Source organism: Clavibacter rahimiani, assembly GCF_052654495.1.
This window is the reverse complement of the sequence record NZ_CP199790.1, coordinates 1,978,176-2,001,446: the sequence shown is the minus strand read 5'-3', so window position 1 is coordinate 2,001,446 and position 23,271 is coordinate 1,978,176. Positions and strand designations below refer to the sequence as shown.

The window sequence follows — 23,271 nt, the reverse complement described above, 5'->3', positions numbered from 1 at the left end:
TGAAAGGCCCGTCCCGCATGGACCCGTTCACCCTCATCATGTTCGCCGTCCTGGCGCTGCTCATCTTCTTCATGTTCCGCAACAGCCGGAAGCGCCAGAAGGACCTCGCCGACCTGCAGACCCAGATGGTCCCCGGCGCCGAGGTCATGACCGCGTCCGGCATCTACGGCACGCTCGTCTCCTTCGACGAGGAGAACAACCTCGCGTACCTCGAGGTCGCGCCCGGCACCGTGCTGAAGCTGCACCGCCAGACGATCGCCCGCGTGGTCGAGCCGACCACCGCGGTCGCCGACGACGCCTCGGTGCTCGTGGACGACGCCCCCGCCGCAGACGCCCCCGCCGCCGTCATCGACGAGACCGGCACGCCGGACTCCGCCCGTCGCCTCGACGACGGCGACGCGCCGACCTCGCGCCCCTGATCCACCCGGCGGGCGTCCTCGTGACGCCCGCCGCACCCGGGCCGGATCGCGCCCGGGCCAGCTCCCACCCTCCATCCGGGAACCGCGCCGTCGCGGCGGGCTCCCGTGAAGAAAGTCGAGTGTCCAGGTGGCCAAGTCGCCCACACCGGTACGCAAGGCCCGGCGCAAGCTCGTCTGGCTGCTCGTCATCATCGGCCTCCTCGCCGGCGGCAACGCCGCGAGCGTCGCGTTCAGCAACGGCTCGTGGACGCCGAAGCTCGCGCTCGACCTCGAGGGCGGCACGCAGATCATCCTCGCGCCGCAGCTCGACGGCGCATCCTCCGGCCCCACGAGCGAGCAGCTCGCCCAGGCGGTGTCGATCATCCGCCAGCGCGTCGACGCGAGCGGCGTCTCCGAGGCGGAGATCACCACCCAGGGCGGCAGCAACATCGTCGTGAGCCTGCCGGGTGAGCCCGACGCGGCCACCATGCAGCGCCTGCAGTCGTCCGCGAAGCTCGAGCTGCGCCCCGTCCTCGTCGGCGCGGCCGGCACCGCCTCGGTCGGCGCCACGCCCACTCCCGCGCCGACCGACGGGTCCGCCCCCGCGCCCGCCGACGGATCGACGCCCGCCGCCGAGACCCCCGCGGCCGAGGCGACGCCCGACCCCGCGACGCTGTCCGACGAGCCCACCGCCGAGCCGACGGGCCCCAGCGACGTCTCCTGGGTCACGCCGCGGCTCCAGGCCGAGTTCGCCGCCTACGACTGCGCGACCGCCCCGGAGAGCGACGGCCAGTCCGCGCCCGCCGACCGCGCGATCATCGCCTGCTCCGACGACGGAGCCGCGAAGTACGTCCTCGGTCCGGTCGAGGTCGACGGCAGCACCATCTCCGACGCGACGAGCGGCCTCCAGCAGTCCAGCCAGGGCGTCAGCACGGGCACCTGGTCGGTCAACCTCGTCTTCGACGGCGCCGGCACGAAGCAGTTCGGCGACATGTCGACCCGCCTCATCACGCTCGAGTCGCCGCGCAACCAGTTCGCGTTCGTGCTCGACAACGAGGTGATCTCGGCGCCGGTCACCCAGGGCGTCGTCACGAACGGCAAGCCCTCGATCACCGGCAACTTCACGCAGGAGAGCGCCAAGGCCCTGTCCGACCAGCTCAAGTTCGGCGCCCTGCCGCTCAGCTTCACGCTGCAGAGCTCGGACGTCATCTCGGCGACGCTCGGTTCCTCGCAGCTCACGAGCGGCCTCATCGCGGGCCTCATCGGCCTCGTGCTGGTGGTGCTCTACTCGCTCGTGCAGTACCGGGCGCTGGGGATGGTCACCATCGCCTCGCTCGTCATCGCGGCGGTGATCACCTACCTCCTCATCACCCTGCTCAGCTGGCGGGAGGGGTACCGGCTGTCGCTCGCCGGGGTGGCGGGTCTCATCGTGGCCATCGGCATCACGGCGGACTCGTTCATCGTCTACTTCGAGCGGATCAAGGACGAGCTGCGCGACGGCCGCGGCCTCGTCTCGTCCGTCGAGCAGGGCTGGAAGCGCGCGCTGCGCACCATCATCGCGTCGGACACGGTCAACTTCCTCGCGGCCGCGGTGCTGTTCGTCCTCGCGGTGGGCAACGTGAAGGGCTTCGCGCTCACCCTCGGGCTCACGACGATCATCGACCTCATCGTCGTCTCCCTCTTCACGCACCCGATCCTGCAGCTGCTCGCCAACCGGCGGTTCTTCGCCGAGGGGCACCGCATGAGCGGGCTGGACCCGCGCGCTCTCGGCGCGGTCTACCGCGGGCGTGCCACGTTCAAGACGCCCACCGCCCCCACCGGGCGCGGCGCCGCCGCGGCCAAGGAGGCGGCCCGCCGCCAGACCATCGCCGAGCGCAAGGCCGCCCAGGGCGCGCCGGCCGGATCCACGAAGACCGCGACGATCGACGCGCCGCGGGCCGACGACACGAGCAGGGACGACTGATGGCTGGCTTCTCCGAGTTCGGCAACGACCTCTACACGGGCAAGCGCTCGTTCGACATCGTCGGGCGCCGCCGCCTCTGGTACGGCATCGCGGCCGTCTGCATCCTCATCTCGATCCTCGGTCCGCTGATCCGCGGCGGCTTCACCTTCGGCATCGAGTTCACCGGCGGATCCGAGTACACGGTGAGCGGGGTGCAGTCGCAGTCGCAGGACATCGCGAGCGACGCCGTCGCCACCGTCACGCCGGTCCCCGCGCGCGTGTCGTCCGTCGGCGCGGACGCCGTGCGCGTGCAGACCGACCAGCTCGAGCCCGCGGACAGCTCCGCGGTCCGCCAGGCCCTCGCGACCGCCTACGGGGTCGAGACGTCGAGCGTCACCGAGTCGTTCATCGGCCCGTCGTGGGGCCAGGACATCACGCGCCAGGCGCTGTGGGGGCTCGTCGTCTTCCTCGCGCTGGCGGCGGTCGTCATGTCCGTCTACTTCCGCACGTGGAAGATGTCCGTCGCCGCGATCGTGGCCCTCCTGCACGACCTCGTCCTCACGGCCGGCATCTACGGGCTCACGGGCTTCGAGGTCACGCCGGCCGCCGTCATCGGCTTCCTCACGATCCTCGGCTACTCGCTCTACGACACCGTCGTGGTGTTCGACAAGATCCGCGAGAACACGGCGGAGGACGGCCAGGAGTCGCGGCGGACGTTCGCCCAGTCGGTCAACCTCGCGGTCAACCAGACCCTGGTGCGTTCCATCAACACGTCGGTGGTCGCGATCCTGCCGGTCGGCTCGATCCTCTTCATCGGCGCCGTGGTGCTCGGCGCCGGCACGCTGCGCGACATCGCGCTGTCGCTGTTCATCGGCATCATCGTCGGCACGTACTCGACCATCTTCATCGCCGCCCCGCTCTACGCGCACCTCCGCGAGGGCGAGCCGAAGGTGAAGAGGGGCGACGCTCTCGCGGCCACCGCCGCGAGCCGCGCCCAGGCCGAGCGCGCCGCGGCTACGGTGGAGGCATGACCAGCGCACAGGGAGCCGGCGTCCCCGAGGACCTCGACGCCGCCACCGCCAAGGCCCGGACCACCACGGGCGAGTCCTGGCTCCTCGACGTCCGCGAGGACGACGAGTGGGCCGCCGGGCACTCCGCCGTCGCGCACCACATCCCCATGGGCGAGCTCCAGGCCCGCGCCGAGGAGATCCCCACCGACCAGCACATCGCGGTCGTCTGCCGCTCCGGGCACCGCTCGTCGATCGCGACGCAGGCCCTGCTCCGCGGCGGCTTCGCGGCGTCGAACGTCACGGGCGGCATGCAGGCGTGGTCCGAGATGGGCGGCGACGTGGTGACGGACGACGGCGAGCCCGGCCGCGTCGCCTGACCGCAGCTCGACCCCCTCTACCGCTCGGGTGCGCGCACGGCGCCCGGCCTCGACGGCTCCGCGCCGTCGCCCCGTGGTCGGGAGCGCTCGGGCGCGGTGATAATTTGGTCTCCAGCACACGCCTGGGAGGCTGAACGATGACGGAGACGACCTCGAGCACGGCTTCCCTCCGGCGCCTGGTGCCCCGCCTGTTCTCGCGGGCCCAGCCGGCCGGCGCCGTGGAGCAGCTCATCCGCACCGCGCGGCTGCACCACCCGAAGGCCGACATGAGCCTCATCGAGCGCGCGTACGCCGTCGCCGAGCGGGCCCACGACGGGCAGAAGCGCAAGAGCGGCGAGCCGTACATCACCCATCCGGTCGCGGTCGCGCAGATCCTGGCCGACCTCGGCATCGGCCCCAAGACCCTGGCGGCCGCGCTCCTCCACGACACCGTCGAGGACACCGACTACACGCTGGACATGCTCCGGCATGACTTCGGCGACGAGATCGCCATGCTCGTCGACGGCGTCACGAAGCTCGACAAGCTCAAGTACGGCGACAGCGCGCAGGCCGAGACGGTGCGGAAGATGGTCGTCGCGATGTCAAAGGACATCCGCGTGCTCGTGATCAAGCTCGCCGACCGCCTGCACAACGCGCGCACCTGGGGCTTCGTCGAGTCGGCCTCCGCCGAGCGGAAGGCCAAGGAGACGCTCGAGATCTACGCGCCGCTGGCGCACCGCCTCGGCATCTCGACCATCAAGTGGGAGCTCGAGGACCTCTCGTTCGCCGTGCTGTACCCGAAGATCTACGTCGAGATCGAGAACCTCGTGAAGCAGCGCACCCCGCAGCGCGAGCAGTTCGTGCAGCAGGTGATCGACAGCGTCAACGACGACCTGCGCGCCGCCCGCATCCGCGGCAAGGTCGCCGGCCGGCCGAAGCAGTACTACTCGATCTACCAGAAGATGGTCGTGCGCGGCCGCGAGTTCGACGAGATCTACGACCTCGTCGGCATCCGGGTCCTGGTCGACTCCCTGCGTGACTGCTACGCCGTCCTCGGTGCGATCCACGCGCGGTGGACCCCCGTGCCGGGGCGCTTCAAGGACTACATCGCCACCCCGAAGTTCAACCTGTACCAGTCGCTGCACACCACGGTCATCGGGCCCAAGGGGCGTCCCGTGGAGATCCAGATCCGCACGCACGAGATGCACCAGCGCGCCGAGTTCGGCGTCGCCGCGCACTGGAAGTACAAGGAGCGCATGAACGGCGGGCGCGCGACTGAGGTCTCGCCGCAGGGCGACACGGATCTCGCGTGGCTGGCGCACATCTCCGACTGGCAGTCCGAGACGGCGGACCCCGGGGAGTTCCTCGACTCGCTGCGCTTCGAGATCGGCGCGAAGGAGGTCTACGTCTTCACGCCGCACGGCAAGGTGATCGGGCTCCCCGCCGGCGGCACGCCCGTGGACTTCGCCTACGCGGTGCACACGGACGTCGGCCACCGCACGATGGGCGCGAAGGTCAACGGGCGCCTCGTGCCGCTCGAGAACCCGCTCACCACCGGCGACGTCGTCGAGGTCTTCACGTCGAAGAACCCCGACAGCGGTCCCAGCAAGGACTGGCTCGCCTTCGTCAAGAGCGCTCGCGCGCGCAACAAGATCAAGCAGTGGTTCACGAAGGAGCGCCGCGAGGAGGCGATCGAGCAGGGCAAGGACGCCATCGCCCGCGCCATGCGCAAGCAGAACCTGCCGCTGCAGAAGCTCATGAACCAGGACGCGTTCTCGGACGTGGCCCAGAGCATGAAGTACGACGACGTGGCCGCCCTCTATGCGGCCGTCGGCGAGGGGCACGTCTCCACGCAGTCGGTGATCGAGAAGGTGCTCTCGTCCATCCAGGGCGACAGCGGTGGCGAGGCCGAGGAGGTCTTCGCCGTCACGCAGCGCTCGCGCGTCTCGCGGAACAGCGACTCGGGCGTCCTGGTGCGCGGGGCCCCCGACATCCTCGTGAAGCTCGCCAAGTGCTGCACACCCGTGCCCGGCGACGAGATCATCGGGTTCGTGACCCGCGGCGCCGGCGTCTCCGTGCACCAGGCGAACTGCCACAACGTGGACTCCCTCCGCGCGGAGCCCGATCGCATGATCGAGGTCGAGTGGGCGCCGTCGTCGAAGAGCCTCTTCCTCGTCCACATCCAGGTCGAGGCGCTGGACCGGTCGGGGCTCCTGAGCGACGTGACGCGCGTGCTCTCCGAGCACCACGTGAACATCCTCTCGGCATCGGTGTCGACCTCGTCGAACCGTCTCGCGATCAGCCGCTTCGTCTTCGAGATGGGCGACGTCACGCACCTGGACCGCGTGCTCAACGCCGTGCGGCGCATCGACGCCGTGTACGACGTCTACCGCGTCAACGGGGGCTGACGGCGCCGGATCCGCGCCCGTCGTCCGCCGCATCCGCCGGGGTGCGACGGGCGAGGGCATCGAGACGCGTGAGCGCACGCCGCTTGTCGGGCAGGGCCCCCGAGGCCGCCAGGTGCTCGCGCGCCGCGGCTGCGGTGACCCCGGGCAGGGCCAGGAGACCGAGGCAGGCGCTCTCGTACCGCGGGCTGAGGTCCGCGACGGTGCGGGTGATGTCGCACAGCGTGCGCAGCGGCGTGGTGACGCGGAGCCCCGCCAGGACGACCGTGTCGCGCTCGTCGAGGACGACCTCGCGGATGCGGACGTTGCGCAGCGTCGGCGGGTGGCATCGCGCCACCGTGTCGACGCAGTACTCGTGCGTGCGCGGCGGGGTGCGGACGGCGCCGTGCACCCACGCCGCGGTCAACCGCTCGGCGATGAGCCGCGACGGGACCTGCGCGGCCAGCGCCGCGGCGCGGAGCCACGGCGAGGCCAGCTCGTCGACGGGGGAGTAGCAGGCGTCGACCTCGTACACCTCGCCGTCGAGGCGGGCGGAGCAGAGCTCGGCGAGCGGGAGGTCGAGGACGGACAGGACGGGGGCGAGGCGCGGGGACATGGGCGCACCATGCCATCGGCGGGACCGGGACGGACGACGGCCCGGGATCCTGTGGAGGATCCCGGGCCGTCGGGGTCGTGCGGAGGAGCGGCGGGCTAGGAGCCGAGCGCGTCCAGCCATACGCGGCGGGCGGCGAGCGCCTCCTCCGCGTCCTTGATGCGGCGCGCGTCGCCGTCGGCCTTGGCCGCGTCGAGCTCGCGCTGCAGCTTGTCGATGGCCGCGCCGAGCTGGGAGGCGAGGCCCTCGGATCGGGCCTTCGTCTCCGGGTTGTTCTTGCGCCAGAACTCCTCGTCGAGCGTGCGGACGTGCGTCTCGACCTTGCGCAGGCGGTCCTCGACGGTCTTGACGCTGTCGCGGGGGACGCGGCCGATCGCGTCCCAGCGGAGCTGGATCGCCGTGAGCTTGTCGCGCGCCGCGGTGCGCTCGGTGATCTGGAGGACGGGCTCGGCCTCGTCGAGGAGGGCGAGCTTCGCCTGCAGGTTGGCCTGCTGCTCCTCGTCGTCCGCCGCGTCGACCTCGGCCTTGGCGCCGTAGAGCACGTCACCCGCGGCCTTGAACTGCGCCCAGAGCGCGTCGTCGTAGCGCTTGCCGGCGCGGCCGGCGAGCTTCCACTCGTCCAGCAGGCGACGGTAGGCGGGGATGCCGCCGACGCCCTGCGGCTCGAGCGCGCGCGCCTGCTCGACGATGGCCTGCTTCTTGGAGCGGGCGTCCTTGTGCGCGTTGTCGAGCTCGGCGAAGAAGGCCTTGCGCTCGGTGTCGATGGTGGAGCGCGCCGTGCGGAAGCGCTTCCAGAGCTCGTTGGCCTCGTTCTTCGGCAGGCGCGGGCCGGTCTGCTGATGCTGCTGCCACCGGCCGAACAGGGCGTCGACCTCGGCGGTCAGCTGCTTCCACTGGACCTTCGAGAAGTCCTGGCTCGCCAGGCGCTCGGTCTCCTCGACGATGGCGGTGCGCTCGGCGATGGCGCCCTGCACGACCTGCCGCTGCTCCTCGCCCTGCTTCTCGGTGAGCTCGCCCACGGCGGCGGCCAGGACGTCCAGGCGGGCGCGCAGCGCGGCGAGGTCGCCGACCGCGTTGGCGCCGTCCACGGCCTGGATGAGGTGGGCGACGGCCTTGGAGATGTCGGTCGCGGGTGCGCCGCGCTTGGCGCGCTGCTCCAGGAGCGTGACCTGCCCGGCGAGGTCGGTGAACTTGCGCTGGAAGTAGGCCAGCGCCTCCTCGGGGGTCCCGTCGGGGTACTGGCCCACGGCGCGCTCGCCGTCGCCCTCGCGCAGGAAGACGGTGCCCGTCTCGTCGACGCGGCCCCAGGGGGTCTGATCGTTGTCAGCCACGGATTCCACCTTGTTCGTAGGACCGGACGGACCGGTGCGGAGACGTGCACGTCAGCCTAGAGCACCGCTCGCGGACGGGATCGCCCGGGAGCCGGTGCAGGCCGCCGTACCGATCATGCCCCAGCGGCGGTCCGGGCGGCGCGGTCGCGGGCGGAACGGACCCCCGCTCGCAGGCGCTCGTGAGGACCGGCGGCCGGGCCGACGGGTCAGGGGGCCGGACTGGTGGCCGGCGTCGTCGGGGCCGGCTCGGGGGCGGGCGCCGGGGACGACGACGGCGCGGGAGCCGGCGCGCCCGGCCCGGACTCGTACGCGACCTGCGCCCCCACGGCCAGCGCCGCGACGAGGACCAGCCCCACGACCGCGGCGACGTCGTCGCGGCGGCGACGGCGAATCCTGCGCGCGTGCAGCTCCTGCCGGGCCGCGTGGCGGCGGATGCGGGCCTGCGCCTCGCGGGCTGCGCGGTCGTTCCTGGGGGCCACGGCGTCCTCCTGTCGTTCCCGCCCGAGGCGGCGGTACGGGAACCGTAGCCGGTCGCGCCTACCATCGAGGTCATGACCGACACGCGACCGGGCCTCCGCTCGGGGGCCACGCCCCTGGCCGTCCGGATGCGTCCGCGGAGCCTCGACGAGGTCACGGGCCAGCGTCACCTGCTGACGCCCGGGTCGCCGCTCGTGAGCCTCGCCTCGGACGTCGCGGGGGAGCAGGGCTCGGTCTCGATCATCCTGTGGGGTCCGCCCGGCACCGGGAAGACGACGCTCGCGCAGGCCATCGCGCACGGCTCGAGCCGTCGGTTCGTCGAGCTGTCCGCGGTGACGGCCGGGGTGCGCGACGTCCGCCAGGTCATGGAGAAGGCGCTGAGCGACCGCGACCTCTTCGGCGTCTCGACCGTGCTCTTCCTCGACGAGATCCACCGCTTCACGAAGGCCCAGCAGGACGCGCTCCTGCCGGGCGTCGAGAACGGCTGGGTGATCCTCATCGCGGCCACCACGGAGAACCCGTCCTTCTCCGTGATCTCCCCGCTGCTGTCGCGCAGCCTCCTGCTGACGCTCGAGCAGCTCGACGACGACGACCTCGGCGTGCTCGTCGACCGCGCGGTCGCCGACGCCCGCGGGCTCGGCGGGCGGTTCGCCCTGGAGGACGACGCGCGGGCGATGATCATCCGGCTCGCCTCGGGCGACGCCCGGCGCGCCCTCACGGCGCTGGAGGCGGCGGCGGTGTCGGCCCAGGCGGACGCGTCGGGCAAGGCGCGGGCGGCGGCGGACGCGGACGCGGACGACGACGACGACGACGAGGACGAGGACGGCGACAGCGACGAGCGGGACGCGCCGGACGCCGACCCGGCGCCCATCCCCATCTCCACCGAGCAGGTCGCGCTCGCGGTCGACCGCGCGCTCCTCCGCTACGACCGCAACGGGGACGAGCACTACGACGTCATCAGCGCCTTCATCAAGTCCATCCGCGGATCCGACGTCGACGCGGCCCTGCACTACCTGGCCCGGATGATCGAGGCGGGGGAGGACCCGCGCTTCATCGCCCGCCGCATCATCGTCTCGGCGTCCGAGGACATCGGCCTCGCCGACCCCCAGGCGCTCGTCGTGGCGGTCGCCGCCGCGGACGCCGTGCAGCTCATCGGCATGCCGGAGGGCAGGATCCCGCTGGCGCAGGCGGTCGTGCACCTGGCGACCGCGCCGAAGTCGAACGCCTCCTACCTCGGGATCGACCAGGCCATCGCCGACGTCCGCGCGGGCGCGTTCGGCCGCGTGCCGCTGCACCTCCGCGACGCCCACTACCCGGGCGCCAAGCGGCTCGGCCACGGGAAGGGCTACCGCTATCCCCATGACGCCGACATCGGGGTCGTGCGGCAGCAGTACCTGCCCGACGAGCTCGTCGGCCGCACCTACTACTCGCCCACGCAGCACGGGCACGAGCGGGACCTCTCCGCGCGGCTGGAGAAGCTGCGGCGCATCGTCCGCGGGGGATGAGGCCGGCGCGGCGCACCCCCGGGATCACGGCGATCGCGTGCTACGCTTGCTGACGCCTCAATCGGGTGTCGCGTGCGGCTGCGTCGACATCATGATCAAGGGACACGTCCTGTAGCCGGACGACCCGTGGCGAATCCCTCTACTCACGCAGGAACCGCATCAGCGGTGTCGATCGTCGTGCGCCCATGCGTGTGCGCGGACGCCCTGCATCATCCGCAGTCAGAGACTTTCTCCCCTGGAAGGAAAACGTGTCCACCAAGTCACGCACCCGCAGCAAGACCCGCCTCTCCCGCGCGCTGGGCATCCCGCTCACGCCGAAGGCGGCCAAGTACCTCGAGAAGCGCCCCTACGCGCCGGGCGAGCACGGCCGGTCCAAGCGCAAGCAGGACAGCGACTACGCCGTCCGCCTGCGCGAGAAGCAGCGCCTGCGCGCCCAGTACGGCATCCGCGAGGCCCAGCTCAAGATCGCGTTCCAGGAGGCGCGTCGCGCCCAGGGCCTGACCGGTGAGAACCTCGTCGAGATCCTCGAGCAGCGCCTCGACGCGCTCGTCGTCCGCTCCGGCCTCGCGCGCACCACGGCGCAGGCCCGCCAGCTCGTCGTGCACCGCCACATCATGGTCGACGGCAAGATCGTCGACCGCCCCTCCTTCCGCGTGAAGGCCGGCCAGATGATCCACGTCAAGCCGCGCTCCGAGGGCACCGAGCCCTTCCAGGTCGCCGCCGCCGGCGGTCACGCCGACGTGCTGCCGAAGCTCCCCTCGTACCTCGAGGTCGAGCTCGACAAGCTGCAGGCCCGCCTCGTGCGCCTGCCGAAGCGCGCCGAGGTCCCCGTGACCTGCGAGGTCCAGCTGGTCGTCGAGTACTACGCAGCCCGCTAGCACTCCGCTCCACCGTCCGCGAGGCGGGTCGTCCCTTCCGGGGCGGCCCGCCTCGCGGCATTTGCCCTGACGGGCACGGCCCCGGACGGGCACGGCCCCGGCCGAGCGCGGCCCCGACCGGCGGGCCGGACGCGCCGCCGGCCGCCGGTCGCCCGCACCGCGGCCGGTAGGATCGCCCTCGGCCCCCGTGGCCGCACGCCCGGTACGACATCTCCCGGAAGGGGAGCCGCATGAAGAACCTCGTCCTCATCGCCGTGGGGGTCGTCCTCGGCTTCGCCGTCGCCCACGTGGTCGACCGCACGCCCGCCGGGCACCGCCTGTTCCAGGACGTCGATGCCCGGGCCCGGCGCTTCGGGGAGGCCGTCGAGGACGGCTACCGCCGCCGCGAGGCCGAGCTGCGCTCCGCCGTGGGCGAGGCCGAGGACACCATCACCGAGCTGGGAAAGCAGTAGACCGCATGCAGACCGCAGACATCCGCAACGCCTGGCTGACGTACTTCGGCGACCGGGGGCACACCGTCGTGCCGTCGGCGTCGCTCGTGAGCGAGGACCCCACCCTGCTGTTCACGGTGGCCGGCATGGTCCCGTTCGTGCCGTACCTCACGGGCGTCGTGCCCGCGCCGTTCCCGCGCGCCACGAGCGTGCAGAAGTGCATCCGCACGCTCGACATCGAGGAGGTCGGCCGGACGCCCCGGCACGGCACCTTCTTCCAGATGAACGGCAACTTCTCGTTCGGCGACTACTTCAAGGAGCAGGCCATCGCGTACGCGTGGGAGCTGCTCACCACGAGCGAGGCCGACGGCGGGCTGGGCTTCTCGCCCGACGACCTGTGGGTCACGGTCTACCACGAGGACGACGAGGCCCGGCAGGCGTGGAAGCGCATCGCGGGACTGCCGGACGACCGGATCCAGGGCCTCGGCCGCGACACGAACTACTGGCACACGGGCCAGCCCGGCCCGGCGGGCCCCTGCTCGGAGATCTTCTTCGACCGCGGTCCCGCGTACGGCGCCGACGGCGGCCCGGCCACGGACGACGACCGCTACGTGGAGATCTGGAACCTCGTCTTCATGCAGTACCTGCGCGGGCAGGGCACGGGCAAGGCCGACTTCGAGATCCTCGGCGACCTGCCGAAGAAGAACATCGACACCGGCATGGGCCTCGAGCGCGTCGCGTTCCTCAAGCAGGGCGTCGAGAACATGTACGAGATCGACCAGGTGCGCCCGGTCCTCGACCGCGCGTCCGAGCTCGCGGGCCGCCGCTACGGCGCGGACCACGAGGACGACGTGCGCATGCGCATCGTCGCGGACCACGTGCGCTCCTCCCTCATGCTCATGTCCGACGGCGTCCGGCCGTCGAATGAGGGGCGCGGCTACATCCTGCGTCGCCTCATGCGCCGCACGGTGCGGGCGATGCGCCTCATGGGCGTCGACACCGCGACCTTCGGCGAGCTGTTCCCGGCGTCGCGCGACGCGATGAAGGCCGCCTACCCCGAGGTCTCCGACGACTTCGACCGCATCTCCCGTCTCGCGTACGCGGAGGAGGACACCTTCCTCCGCACGCTCGCCGGGGGCACGACGATCCTCGACGTGGCCGTCGGCGAGACGAAGGCGGCCGGCGGCGAGCGGATCGCGGGCGACACCGCCTTCCTGCTGCACGACACGTTCGGCTTCCCCATCGACCTCACGCTCGAGATGGCGGAGGAGAACGGCCTCACGGTCGACCGCGAGGCGTTCGACCGCCTGATGCTGGAGCAGCGCACGCGCGCCAAGGCCGACGCAAGGTCCAAGAAGACGGCGCTCGCCGACCTCACCGTCTACAGCGAGTTCCGCGCGGCCGGCGAGACGCGCTTCACGGGCTACGACGAGCTCGAGACCGGCACGACGATCCTCGGCCTGATCGTGGGCGGCCAGAGCGTCGACCACGCGGTCGTCGGCGACATCGCCGAGGTGATCCTCCCGGAGACGAGCCTCTACGCCGAGTCCGGCGGACAGGAGGCCGACGCCGGCAGCATCGTCGGCCAGGGCTTCGACCTCGAGGTGCTGGACGTGCAGAAGCCCGTGAAGGGCCTCATCAGCCACCGCGTGCAGGTGCGCTCGGGCGAGGTGGGCGTCGGCGACGCCGCCACCACGGTCGTCGACGCGGACTGGCGCCGCGGCGCCACGCAGGCGCACTCGGGCACGCACCTCGTGCACGCCGCGCTCCGCCAGGTGCTCGGCCAGGACGCGCACCAGTCGGGCTCCTACAACCGCGCCGGCTACATGCGGCTCGACTTCGCGTGGAACCAGGCGCTGAGCCCCGAGACCCGCAGCGAGATCGAGGACATCGCCAACGGCGCCGTGCGCGACGACCTGCAGGTCGTCACCCGCGTCATGCCCATCGACGAGGCCAAGCAGCTGGGCGCCATGGCGCTGTTCGGCGAGAAGTACGGCGACACCGTGCGCGTCGTCGACATCGGCGGCCCGTGGTCGCGCGAGCTCTGCGCGGGCACCCACGTGTCCTCGAGCGCGCAGATCGGCCTCATCAACGTGGTGGGGGAGTCGTCCGTCGGATCCACGAACCGCCGCATCGAGTCGCTCGTCGGCCGCGAGGCGTTCCAGGACCTCGCCGTCGAGCGCGCCATCGTGTCGCAGCTCACCTCGAGCCTCAAGACGCCGCGCGAGCAGCTGCCGGACCGCATCGCCGACCTGATGCAGAACCTCAAGACCGCGGAGCGGCGCATCGCCGACTTCGAGGCGCAGGCGCTGCAGCAGCGCGTGCCCGCGCTCGTGCAGCAGGGCGCGCGCGTCGGCGCCGTGACGCTGATCCAGGAGTCGCTCGGCAGCGTCCGCTCGGCCGACGAGGTGCGCCAGCTCGTGACCCTCGTGCGCGAGCGTGCCGGATCCGAGCCCGTCGTCGTCGCCCTCGCGGGCGACGCGGGCGGCAAGCCGACGGTCATCGTCGCCACGAACCAGGCCGCGCGCGACGCCGGCGCCAAGGCCGGGCAGCTCGCCCGCGCGGCGGCGGCGGTGCTCGGCGGCGGCGGAGGCGGCAAGGACGACCTCGCGCAGGGCGGCGGATCCGACGTGGCGGCCATCGGCGATGCCCTCGCCGCCGTCCGCCAGGCGCTCGCCTCCTGATGCGCATCGGCGCGCGGCTCGCGGTGGACGTCGGGAAGGCGCGCATCGGGCTCGCCCGGTCGGACCCGCACGGCCTGATCGCGACGCCCGTCGAGACCGTCCCGCGCGACGCCGGCGGCTCGGCGGACGTGCGGCGGATCCTCGAGGTGGCCGCGGAGGTCGACTGCGTGGAGCTCGTCGTGGGGCTGCCGCTGGCGCTCTCCGGCCGCGCGACGGCGTCCACCGACGACGCGGAGGGCTTCGCCCGGCGACTCGCCGACGCGTCCGAGATCCCCGTCCGGCTGGTCGACGAGCGGCTGTCCACGGTGTCCGCCCAGAGCGCCCTCCGGTCCTCGGGCAGAGGGTCCCGTAAGCAGAAGCCCGTGATCGACCAGGTCGCGGCCGTTATAATCCTTCAACATGCGCTCGAGACCGAGCGCTCCGCCGGCTCACCACCCGGTGCTCTCGTCCCGAGGAACCGAGTCGATCCTGACCGACACGCCTGAGACCGACCCCGCCCGACGCGCCACGACGGCCGCGGGCGGCGGAGCCGACCCCTTCGAGAGCCTCTTCGGCGAAGCCGCTCCGGGGTCCGCGACCCATCCGGCGTCCGCTCCCGGCGGCGATCGCGACGGCGCCCCGAGCGGTGAGCTCGCCGGCACCGGACCCGGTGCGCCCATGACGCGCCGCCAGCTGCGGGCCCTCCGCGAGGCCGCCGAGGCCCGCTCGGCTGCGGCCGACCCCGCTCCCGTCGACGATCCGCAGCCCGCGACCGCGACCGCGCGCGCGGACGACCGCCCGCGCGCGGACGTCGCGGCCGCCGCCACCTCGTCCGCCTCCGCCGCGGCAGCGGACGCGTCGTCCGCCTCGGCCGCCGCCGCGGGTCTCGCGGCCTCCGCCGCCGATCCCGTCGCGACCCGTCCCGCGCCCGCGTACGCCCCCACGGCCTCCTCGGCCCCCCGCCCCGCCGACGGTGGAGGCCGCACGCGCGTGGCACCGATCGCCCCGCCGAGCCCGCCCGCCGCGCCGAAGGCGAAGCGCCGCCACCCCAAGTGGCCGTACGTGCTCGTCCTGCTCGTCGTGCTCTTCGGCGGCGCGGCCGTCATCGCCACCTCGCTCTTCGGCCCGGTCGTGAGCGCGCTCATGACGCCGGCCGAGCCCACCGACTACGACGGCGACGGATCCGGCGAGGTGCAGGTGGTCGTCAAGACGGGCGACACCGGCAGCACCATCGGCGACACGCTCGCCGAGCAGGACGTCGTCAAGACCTCGAAGGCCTTCTACCAGGCGGTGGTCCGCTCCGGCGAGGTCGTGTTCCAGCCGGGGACCTACACGCTGCGGAAGCAGATGAGCGCGGCCTCCGCGCTCGCGATGCTGCAGGATCCGGCGAGCCAGGTGCAGGCCAAGGTCACCATCCCCGAGGGGCAGACCGCCGCGCAGGCGTTCGAGCTCGTCGCGGAGGGCACCGGGACGCCCGTGGCCGACCTCGAGGCGGCCGCCGCCGACCGGGCCGCGCTGGGGATCCCCGCCGAGGCGCCCAGCATCGAGGGCTACCTCTTCCCCGCGACCTACGACTTCCCGCCCGGCACGCCCGCGGCGGACATGGTGAAGGCGATGGTGGAGCGCACCTTCCAGTCGCTCGACCAGGCGGGCGTCCCCGCGGCCGACCGGCACCGCGTGCTCACGATGGCCGCGCTGATCCAGAAGGAGGCGCGCTTCGAGGGCGACTTCTACAAGGTGTCGCGCGTGTTCCAGAACCGCATCGACGTCGGCATGCCCCTGCAGTCCGATGCCACCGTGGCGTACGGCGCGCAGTCCGTCGGCCGGGTCACGACGACCGACGCGGAGCGCGCCGACGACAACCCGTACAACACGTACGTGCACCCCGGGCTGCCCGTCGGACCCATCTCGAACCCGGGCGACCTGGCGATCAAGGCGGCGATGGCGCCGGCCGACGGCCCGTGGCTGTACTTCGTGACGGTCAACACGATCACCGGCGACACCGTGTTCTCCCAGTCCTACGACGAGCACCTCAAGGCCGTCGCGCAGTGGCAGCAGTTCATGAGGGACAACCCGGGCAATGGCTGACCCGCGGACGCCGGCCGTGCGGCTGGCGGTCCTCGGCAGTCCCATCGCCCACTCGCTGTCGCCCCGGCTGCACCGGGCGGCGTACGGGGTGCTCGGGCTCGACTGGTCGTACGAGGCCGTGGAGTGCACGGGCGACGAGCTCGGCGCGTTCGTCGCGGGACTCGGATCCGGCTGGCGCGGCCTCTCCCTGACGATGCCGCTCAAGCGCGACGTGCTGCCGCTCCTCGACCGTGTCGACGACACCGCCCGGCTCGCGGGCGCGGCCAACACCCTGCTCCTCGAGCGGGACGCGGCGGGCACCGCGATCCGCCGCGGCGCGAACACCGACGTGGCGGGCATCGTCCGGGCGCTCCGGATGGCCGGCGTCGAGCGGTCGGCGCGCGCGGTCGTGCTGGGCGCCGGGGCCACCGCCCGCTCGGCCCTGGTCGCGCTCGCCCGGATCGGCGTCGGGGACGCGACGGTCGCCGCACGCCGGCCGGACCGCGCGGGGGACCTCCGACCGCTGGCCGACGAGCTGGGCGTCCGGCTCCGCATCGTGCCGCTGGACGAGGCGGCGGGCCCGCTCCGTGACGCCGACACGGCGATCAGCACCCTCCCGGGCGACGCCGCCGCGACCGTCCCGCTGCCGCGCGACCTGCCGGAGCAGGCGGTGCTCCTCGACGTCGCGTACGCCCCGTGGCCTACCGGGATCGCGTCCGGCTGGGAGCGCGCGGGCGGACGCGTCGTGCCGGGGATCGACATGCTCGTGCACCAGGCGCTCGGCCAGGTGCGCCTGTTCGCGGGAGGGGACGACGAGCGGGAGCTGCCGGACGAGGAGCGCGTGCTCGCCGCCATGCTCGCGAGCGTCCGCCGTGATCCGCGGAGGCCCTGGACCGGCGCCTGACCCGCCGGGCGCCCCCGACCGCTGTGGGAGGATGGGCGCATGCTGCGTTGGCTCACCGCCGGGGAATCCCATGGCCCCGAACTCATCGCCGTCCTGGAGGGCCTCCCCGCGGGCGTGCCCGTGAGCCTCGACGGCATCCGCGCCGACCTCGCCCGTCGCAAGCTCGGCTACGGCCGCGGCGCGCGCATGGGCTTCGAGCAGGACGAGCTGAGCCTGTCCACCGGTGTCGTGCACGGGCGGACGCTCGGCAGCCCCATCGCGGTGCGGATCGGCAACACGGAGTGGCCCAAGTGGGTCGACGTGATGAGCCCCGAGCCCGTGGACCCCGCGAAGCTGCAGGGCGCGCGCGCCGCCGCCCTCACCCGCCCCCGCCCCGGCCACGCCGACCTCGTGGGCATGCAGAAGTACGACTTCGACGAGGCGCGGCCCGTGCTCGAGCGCGCGAGCGCCCGCGAGACCGCCGCCCGCGTCGCGCTCGGCGCCGTCGCCCGCGCGTTCCTCGCCGAGCTCGGCATCACCCTCGTCAGCCACACGCTGTCCATCGGCCCGGTGCGCGTGCCCGAGGGCGCGCCGCTGCCGACGCCCGCCGACGTCGACGCGCTCGACGTGGATCCGCTGCGCTGCTTCCACGCCGAGACGAGCGCCCGCATGGTCGCCGAGGTCGACGACACGAAGGCGAGCGGCGACACGGTCGGCGGCGTCGTCGAGGTCCTCGCCTACGACCTCCCGCCGGGCCTCGGCTCGCACGTGCACTGGGACCGCCGGCTCGACTCGAAGCTCGCGGCCGCGCTCATGGGCATCCAGGCGATCAAGGGCGTGGAGGTCGGCGACGGCTTCCTCACCACGACGCGCCGCGGATCCGAGGCGCACGACGAGCTGTTCTCCACGGCGGCCGGCATCGGCCGGTCCACCGACCGCGCCGGCGGCACCGAGGGCGGCATGAGCACGGGCACGGTCCTCCGGGTCCGCGCGGGCATGAAGCCCATCGCCACCGTCCCGCGCGCCCTCCGCACCATCGACACCGCGACCGGCGGCGCCGCCCCCGCGAACCACCAGCGCTCCGACGTGTGCGCCGTGCCCGCCGCGGGCGTGGTCGCCGAGGCCATGGTCGCGCTCACGCTCGCCGACGCCGTGCTCGAGAAGTTCGGCGGCGACTCCGTGGGCGAGACCCTCCGGAACCTCCGCGGCTACCTCGACGCGATCCCCGAGGGCCGCCGCACCGGCGCCGACCTCGTGGACGAGGCGGACGCCGCGCCGCCGGCGGCGCCCGGGTCCTGACCGTGCCGGTCGTCCTGATCGGCCCGCCGGGCGCGGGCAAGACCACGGTCGGCCGCCGCGTGGCCCGCGCGCTGGTCGCGCCGTTCACGGACACCGACCGCGCCGTGGTGGACGCGCACGGATCCATCGCCGACATCTTCCGCGACCACGGCGAGCCCCGCTTCCGCGAGCTGGAGCGCGCGGCCGTCGCGCGCGCCCTCGCGGACGGCGGCGTCGTGTCGCTCGGCGGGGGAGCGGTGCTCGACCCCGACACGCGCGCGGACCTCGCGTCGCACGTCGTCGTGCTCCTCACCGTGAGCGAGGCGGCCGTGCGGTCGCGGATCCGCGGGGACGACCGCCCGCTCGTCGACGGCCTCGCGAGCTGGCGCCGCATCGCCGCTGACCGCGAGGAGCTGTACCGCTCGCTCGCCGACCTGACCATCGACACCTCCGACCGCCCGCTCGCCCGCATCGCGCGCGAGATCGAGCGCTTCGCCCGGGAGAGGCAGCCATGACCGACCAGAACGCCCCCGACACCGCCCCCGGGACCGCCGGAGAGGCCGCCGCCGGATCCTCCGCCGCCGAGCCGGACGCCCCCACCGTGATCCGCGTCTCCGGCACGCAAGGCTACGACGTGACCGTGGGCCGCGGCCTCGTCGCGGGCGTCGGGCGCCTGCTCGGCCCGCGCGTCCGCAAGGTGCTCATCGTGCACGCGCCCGCCCTCGCCGACGAGGCGTCGCGCCTCCGCGAGCGCCTGCAGGGCGACGTCGAGGTCTACCTCGCCGAGGTGCCGGACGCCGAGGGCGCCAAGCGCATCGAGGTCGCCGCCTTCTGCTGGAAGATCATGGGCACCACCGACTTCACGCGCTCCGACGCCGTCATCACGCTGGGCGGCGGCGCCACCACCGACCTCGGCGGCTTCGTCGCCGCGACCTGGCTGCGCGGCGTCATGCTCATCCAGATCCCCACGACCGTGCTCGCGATGGTCGACGCGGCCGTGGGCGGCAAGACGGGCATCAACACGTCCGAGGGCAAGAACCTCGTCGGGGCGTTCTACGCGCCGACGGCCGTGATCGTGGACCTCGACCTGCTCGCGACCCTCCCGCGGGAGGAGATCGTCACGGGCTTCGCGGAGATCGTGAAGGCCGGGTTCATCGCCGTGCCGGAGATCCTCGACGTCATCGAGCGGGACGTGGCGCGCGTCACCGACCCGACGAGCCCCGAGTTCCGCCGGGTCGTGGAGCTGTCGATCGCCATGAAGGCCGAGGTCGTGGGGGAGGACTTCACCGAGAAGGGCCGCCGCGAGATCCTCAACTACGGGCACACGCTGGGCCACGCCATCGAGCACGCCGAGCGCTACCGCTGGCGGCACGGCGCGGCCGTCGCGGTGGGCATGGTGTTCGCCGCCGAGCTGTCGCGCCTCACCCGCTCGCTCTCGGACGAGGCGGTCGACCGGCACCGGCGGATCCTCGACTCGCTCGACCTGCCCACCAGCTACCCCGTCGGCCGCTGGCCCACGCTCGTCGCGAGCATGAAGCGCGACAAGAAGGCGCGCGGCGACATGATGCGCTTCATCGTGCTCGACGGCGTCGGCCGCGCGAGTGTGCTCAACGGACCCGAGGAGGCGCTGCTCTTCGCCGCCTACCAGGAGATCGGGTCGTGACCGACGACGCGCGTCCCGTCGCGCTCGTCACGGGCGTCGGCCGGGTCGCGGGCCTCGGCGCGGCGATCGCGGAGGACCTGGCGCTCGGCGGCTGGGACGTCGCGTTCTCCTACTGGTCCGCGTACGACGCGCGCATGCCGTGGGGCCGCCAGCCCGAGGACCCGGCCCGGGTCGCCGAGGCCGTCGAGCGCGCGGGCGGCCGGGCGCACGCCATCGAGGCCGACCTCATGGACACCGGGGCCGCCGAGCGGATCCTCGACGAGGTCGAGCGCGGTCTCGGGCCGCTCACGGGCCTCGTCCTCAGCCACGCGGAGTCGGTCGAGGGCGGGCTGCTCGACACCACGGTCGAGAGCCTCGACCGCCACCTGGCCGTGAACGTCCGCGCGTCGCTGCAGCTCATCCAGGGGTTCGCGCGCCGGTACCGCGCGGTGCCCGGCGCCGGTCGCATCGTCGCGCTCACGAGCGACGCCGTCGTGGGCGAGGTCGCGTACGGCGCGAGCAAGGCGGCGCTCGACCGCATCGTCATCGCGGCGGCGCGCGAGCTCGAGGACGTGCGGATCACGGCGAACCTCGTGGATCCCGGCCCCACCGACACGGGCTGGTTCACGCCCGAGATCCGGGAGAGCCTCCGCGAGACCACGCCGCGCGGCCGGCTCGCCGAGCCCCGCGACGCCGCCGCGCTCGTGTGCTTCCTGCTCTCCGCGGAGGGCGGCTGGATCAACGGCCAGCGCATCCGGTCCGACGGCGGCCAGAGCGTCGGCTGACCGCGCCTAGGCTGGGGCGCATGTCACGCGTGCTCGTCCTCAACGGCCCCAACCTCGGACGGCTCGGCAGCCGCGAGCCCGACGTGTACGGCACGGGATCGCTCGACGACCTCCGCCGGGAGCTCGTCGCCTTCGCGCCGGACGACGTGGAGATCGACCTCCGCCAGACCGACGACGAGGCGACCCTCATCGGCTGGCTGCACGAGGCCGTCGACACCCGGACGCCCGTGATCATGAACCCGGCGGCGTTCACGCACTACTCGTACGCGCTCCGCGACGCGGCCGCGCTCGTGACGAAGGCGGGGATCCTCCTCCTCGAGGTGCACCTCTCGAACCCGCACGCGCGCGAGGAGTTCCGGCACCAGAGCGTCATCTCGCCCGTCGCGACGGGCGTCATCGCGGGCCTCGGCCAGGGGTCGTACCTCCTCGCCCTCGCGCACGTGGTGACCGGCACCCGTTAGGCTGATCCCTCGGATCGCCGCACGCGCCCTGCCGGGTGCCCGGAGCCGGCATCCTCCACGCGGCCGCTCGATCGCCGCATCCCGCTCGTCGAACAGGCAAGGACCCTCCCCGCATGGCCTCTACCGCTGACATCAAGAACGGCATCGTCCTCAACATGGACGGCCAGCTGTGGACCGTCATCGAGTTCCAGCACGTGAAGCCGGGCAAGGGCGGCGCGTTCGTGCGCACCAAGGTCAAGAACGTGATGACCGGCAAGGTCGTCGACCGCACGTTCAACGCGGGCGCGAAGATCGAGACCGAGACGGTCGACCGCCGCGACTTCCAGTACCTCTACGCCGACGGCGAGAACTACGTGTTCATGGACACGAGCGACTACGACCAGATCACGCTGTCCGCGGCGCAGGTCGGCGACGCCAAGAACTTCATGCTCGAGAACCAGGACGTGACCGTGGCGCTGCACAACGGCGAGGGGCTCTACGTCGAGCTGCCCGCGTCGGTCGTGCTCACGATCACGTACACGGAGCCGGGCCTGCAGGGCGACCGCTCCACGGGCGGCACCAAGCCCGCGACGGTCGAGACCGGGCACCAGATCCAGGTCCCGCTCTTCCTCGAGCAGGGCACGCGCGTCAAGGTGGACACCCGCACGGGCGACTACCTCAGCCGCGTCACCGACTGACCCCGTGAGCGCACGCACCAAGGCGCGCAAGCGCGCCCTCGACGTCCTGTACGTCGCCGACATCCGCGGGGAGACGATCCCCGCGACCCTCGCGGTCGAGCAGCAGCGGGCCGCGGCCGAGCCCGACCGGCAGGCGTCATGGCAGTACGCCCGTGAGATCGCCGAGGGCGTGGTGGAGCACCAGGACGAGATCGACGAGCTCATCGAGACGTACTCGGTGAACTGGACGCTCGCCCGCATGCCCGCCGTCGACCGCGCGATCCTGCGCATCGGCATCTGGGAGATCCTCTTCAACGCCGACGTGCCCGACGGCGTCGCGATCTCCGAGAGCGTCGACCTCGCGTCCTCGCTCTCGACGGACGAGAGCGCGTCGTTCGTGAACGGCATGCTGGCGCGGATCGCGGCGACGCAGGCCTGATCGGGCGTGAGCGGCATGCTGGCGCGGATCGCGGCGACGCTGGCCTGATCCCGGCCGCCGGTTACGTCGCATGACGCCCGGCGACGGTGTGTGACGGGCCGGGATCCGCGCGGGGGCGCATCGCCCTAGCGTCGGGTCATGCCCGTCACCGCCGCCGCCACGCACCGCGATCCCGCGACGCCCGCCCCGGCCGCCGCCCGGCCGGATCCGGCTCCCGCCTCCGCCGGCGCCGTCGCCCTCCGCGGGGTCGGCCGGTCCTTCGCCGTCGACGGGTCGCGCGCCCGGCGGCCCGTGCTCCGCGACGTCGACCTCGACCTCGCCGCGGGCGACGTCGTGGCGATCCTCGGCCCGTCGGGCTGCGGCAAGTCCACGCTCCTCCGCCAGGTCAGCGGGCTCGACCGGCCCGACGTCGGCACGATCCGCATCGACGGCACGCCCGTGCAGGACGTCGACCAGCGCTCCGCGGTCGCGTTCCAGGAGCCGCGCCTGCTCCCGTGGCGCACGATCCGCGCGAACGTCCGACTCGGCCTGCCCCGCGACGTGCCGCGCGCCGAGGGCGACGCGCGCGTGCGCGACCTCCTCGAGCTCACGGGCCTCGCCGAGGCGGCGGACCTCCGCCCGCGCCAGGTCTCCGGCGGCATGGCCCAGCGCGCCTCGCTCGCGCGCGCCCTCGCCCGGCGGCCGCGCGTCCTCGTGCTCGACGAGCCGTTCGGCGCGCTCGACGCCCTCACGCGCCTCCGCATGCAGGACCTCCTCCTCGACGTGCACGCCGCCATCCCGACCACCGTGCTGCTCGTCACGCACGACGTGGACGAGGCGCTGCACCTCGCCGACCGCGTGGTGCTGCTCGGGCCGGATCCCGCGCCCGGCAGCGCGCCGGGTGCCACCGTCCGCCGTGTGCTCGAGGTGCCCGGCGCCCGGCCGCGGGACCGCGGCGACGCGACCCTCGCCGCGCTGCGCGCCGAGCTGCTCGAGGGGCTCGGCGTGCCCGGGCACCGCGCGGCGGCTCCGCGCGACGCGGGCTGACCCGCCCGACCCCCCGACCTCCCGACCCCGCACCTCCGCCACCCGC

General features: G+C 73.3%; 23 protein-coding genes. 20 read left to right on the top strand and 3 right to left on the bottom strand.

Annotated features, from left to right (window positions below):
* The first annotated feature begins 17 nt into the window (after nucleotides 1-17).
* The 5 genes from yajC to ACT7CP_RS09470 all read left to right on the top strand — a co-directional run bounded on the left by yajC (nucleotide 18) and on the right by ACT7CP_RS09470 (nucleotide 6,114).
* A complete protein-coding gene (gene yajC, locus ACT7CP_RS09490) occupies nucleotides 18-419 on the top strand; it encodes a preprotein translocase subunit YajC (RefSeq protein ID WP_445442021.1) in 402 nt (133 codons plus the stop codon).
* 127 nt (nucleotides 420-546) lie between these two features.
* The gene (secD, locus tag ACT7CP_RS09485; RefSeq protein WP_413962761.1) at nucleotides 547-2,361 is read left to right on the top strand and encodes a protein translocase subunit SecD; all 1,815 of its coding nucleotides are present in this window, start codon (nucleotides 547-549) and stop codon (nucleotides 2,359-2,361) included.
* Nucleotides 2,361-3,371 carry a protein translocase subunit SecF gene (gene secF / locus ACT7CP_RS09480; protein WP_413962762.1) on the top strand — a complete coding sequence of 337 codons (1,011 nt, stop codon included), beginning with the start codon at nucleotides 2,361-2,363 and terminating at the stop codon, nucleotides 3,369-3,371. Before secD ends, secF begins: the two co-directional genes overlap by 1 nt.
* Nucleotides 3,368-3,727: a rhodanese-like domain-containing protein gene (locus tag ACT7CP_RS09475; protein WP_413962763.1), complete on the top strand. Its 360-nt coding sequence runs from the start codon at nucleotides 3,368-3,370 to the stop codon at nucleotides 3,725-3,727. The genes secF and ACT7CP_RS09475 overlap by 4 nt, the downstream gene beginning before the upstream one ends.
* Nucleotides 3,728-3,864: 137 nt before the next feature.
* Nucleotides 3,865-6,114: a RelA/SpoT family protein gene (locus ACT7CP_RS09470; RefSeq protein WP_445442020.1), complete on the top strand. Its 2,250-nt coding sequence runs from the start codon at nucleotides 3,865-3,867 to the stop codon at nucleotides 6,112-6,114.
* Here ACT7CP_RS09470 and ACT7CP_RS09465 read toward each other — a convergent pair.
* The 3 genes from ACT7CP_RS09465 to ACT7CP_RS09455 form a co-directional block, all read right to left on the bottom strand.
* Nucleotides 6,101-6,706, bottom strand: a complete 606-nt coding sequence (locus ACT7CP_RS09465; protein WP_445442019.1) for a type IV toxin-antitoxin system AbiEi family antitoxin — start codon at nucleotides 6,704-6,706, stop codon at nucleotides 6,101-6,103. The genes ACT7CP_RS09470 and ACT7CP_RS09465 overlap by 14 nt on opposite strands.
* 95 nt (nucleotides 6,707-6,801) lie before the next feature.
* On the bottom strand, nucleotides 6,802-8,034 hold the full coding sequence (locus ACT7CP_RS09460) for a DUF349 domain-containing protein (protein ID WP_413962766.1): 1,233 nt from the start codon (nucleotides 8,032-8,034) through the stop codon (nucleotides 6,802-6,804).
* A 206-nt stretch (nucleotides 8,035-8,240) separates the two neighbouring features.
* Nucleotides 8,241-8,513, bottom strand: coding sequence for a dioxygenase (locus ACT7CP_RS09455; RefSeq protein WP_445442018.1), 273 nt, complete (start codon nucleotides 8,511-8,513; stop codon nucleotides 8,241-8,243).
* 72 nt (nucleotides 8,514-8,585) lie between these two features.
* Between ACT7CP_RS09455 and ACT7CP_RS09450 the strand changes: the two genes are divergently transcribed.
* The 15 genes from ACT7CP_RS09450 to ACT7CP_RS09380 all read left to right on the top strand — a co-directional run bounded on the left by ACT7CP_RS09450 (nucleotide 8,586) and on the right by ACT7CP_RS09380 (nucleotide 23,225).
* Nucleotides 8,586-10,016, top strand: coding sequence for a replication-associated recombination protein A (locus ACT7CP_RS09450; RefSeq protein WP_445442017.1), 1,431 nt, complete (start codon nucleotides 8,586-8,588; stop codon nucleotides 10,014-10,016).
* Nucleotides 10,017-10,264: 248 nt separating this feature from the next.
* Nucleotides 10,265-10,894 carry a 30S ribosomal protein S4 gene (rpsD, locus tag ACT7CP_RS09445; RefSeq protein WP_413962769.1) on the top strand — a complete coding sequence of 210 codons (630 nt, stop codon included), beginning with the start codon at nucleotides 10,265-10,267 and terminating at the stop codon, nucleotides 10,892-10,894.
* Between the two features lie 230 nt (nucleotides 10,895-11,124).
* Entirely contained in the window at nucleotides 11,125-11,346 is a 222-nt protein-coding gene (locus ACT7CP_RS09440) for a hypothetical protein (RefSeq protein ID WP_191146800.1), read from the top strand.
* Nucleotides 11,347-11,351: 5 nt separating this feature from the next.
* Nucleotides 11,352-14,009: an alanine--tRNA ligase gene (gene alaS, locus ACT7CP_RS09435; protein ID WP_445442016.1), complete on the top strand. Its 2,658-nt coding sequence runs from the start codon at nucleotides 11,352-11,354 to the stop codon at nucleotides 14,007-14,009.
* Complete coding sequence (gene ruvX / locus ACT7CP_RS09430; RefSeq protein WP_445442015.1) at nucleotides 14,009-14,494, top strand: Holliday junction resolvase RuvX; 486 nt, start codon at nucleotides 14,009-14,011, stop codon at nucleotides 14,492-14,494. Before alaS ends, ruvX begins: the two co-directional genes overlap by 1 nt.
* Nucleotides 14,495-14,666: 172 nt before the next feature.
* Complete coding sequence (gene mltG / locus ACT7CP_RS09425; protein WP_445442014.1) at nucleotides 14,667-16,076, top strand: endolytic transglycosylase MltG; 1,410 nt, start codon at nucleotides 14,667-14,669, stop codon at nucleotides 16,074-16,076.
* On the top strand, nucleotides 16,069-16,959 hold the full coding sequence (locus ACT7CP_RS09420) for a shikimate dehydrogenase (RefSeq protein ID WP_445442013.1): 891 nt from the start codon (nucleotides 16,069-16,071) through the stop codon (nucleotides 16,957-16,959). The genes mltG and ACT7CP_RS09420 overlap by 8 nt, the downstream gene beginning before the upstream one ends.
* 39 nt (nucleotides 16,960-16,998) lie before the next feature.
* Entirely contained in the window at nucleotides 16,999-18,237 is a 1,239-nt protein-coding gene (aroC, locus tag ACT7CP_RS09415; protein ID WP_445442012.1) for a chorismate synthase, read from the top strand.
* Nucleotides 18,238-18,239: 2 nt separating this feature from the next.
* Entirely contained in the window at nucleotides 18,240-18,731 is a 492-nt protein-coding gene (locus ACT7CP_RS09410; RefSeq protein ID WP_445442011.1) for a shikimate kinase, read from the top strand.
* Nucleotides 18,728-19,879 carry a 3-dehydroquinate synthase gene (gene aroB / locus ACT7CP_RS09405; RefSeq protein WP_445442010.1) on the top strand — a complete coding sequence of 384 codons (1,152 nt, stop codon included), beginning with the start codon at nucleotides 18,728-18,730 and terminating at the stop codon, nucleotides 19,877-19,879. Before ACT7CP_RS09410 ends, aroB begins: the two co-directional genes overlap by 4 nt.
* Entirely contained in the window at nucleotides 19,876-20,643 is a 768-nt protein-coding gene (locus ACT7CP_RS09400; protein WP_445442009.1) for an SDR family oxidoreductase, read from the top strand. Before aroB ends, ACT7CP_RS09400 begins: the two co-directional genes overlap by 4 nt.
* A 20-nt stretch (nucleotides 20,644-20,663) precedes the next feature.
* Nucleotides 20,664-21,104: a type II 3-dehydroquinate dehydratase gene (locus ACT7CP_RS09395; RefSeq protein WP_307500906.1), complete on the top strand. Its 441-nt coding sequence runs from the start codon at nucleotides 20,664-20,666 to the stop codon at nucleotides 21,102-21,104.
* A 113-nt stretch (nucleotides 21,105-21,217) separates the two neighbouring features.
* Nucleotides 21,218-21,781 carry an elongation factor P gene (gene efp / locus ACT7CP_RS09390; RefSeq protein ID WP_307500907.1) on the top strand — a complete coding sequence of 188 codons (564 nt, stop codon included), beginning with the start codon at nucleotides 21,218-21,220 and terminating at the stop codon, nucleotides 21,779-21,781.
* 4 nt (nucleotides 21,782-21,785) lie between these two features.
* Nucleotides 21,786-22,199: a transcription antitermination factor NusB gene (gene nusB, locus ACT7CP_RS09385; RefSeq protein WP_307500908.1), complete on the top strand. Its 414-nt coding sequence runs from the start codon at nucleotides 21,786-21,788 to the stop codon at nucleotides 22,197-22,199.
* Nucleotides 22,200-22,337: 138 nt separating this feature from the next.
* A complete protein-coding gene (locus ACT7CP_RS09380; RefSeq protein ID WP_445442008.1) occupies nucleotides 22,338-23,225 on the top strand; it encodes an ABC transporter ATP-binding protein in 888 nt (295 codons plus the stop codon).
* Nucleotides 23,226-23,271 lie beyond the last annotated feature (46 nt).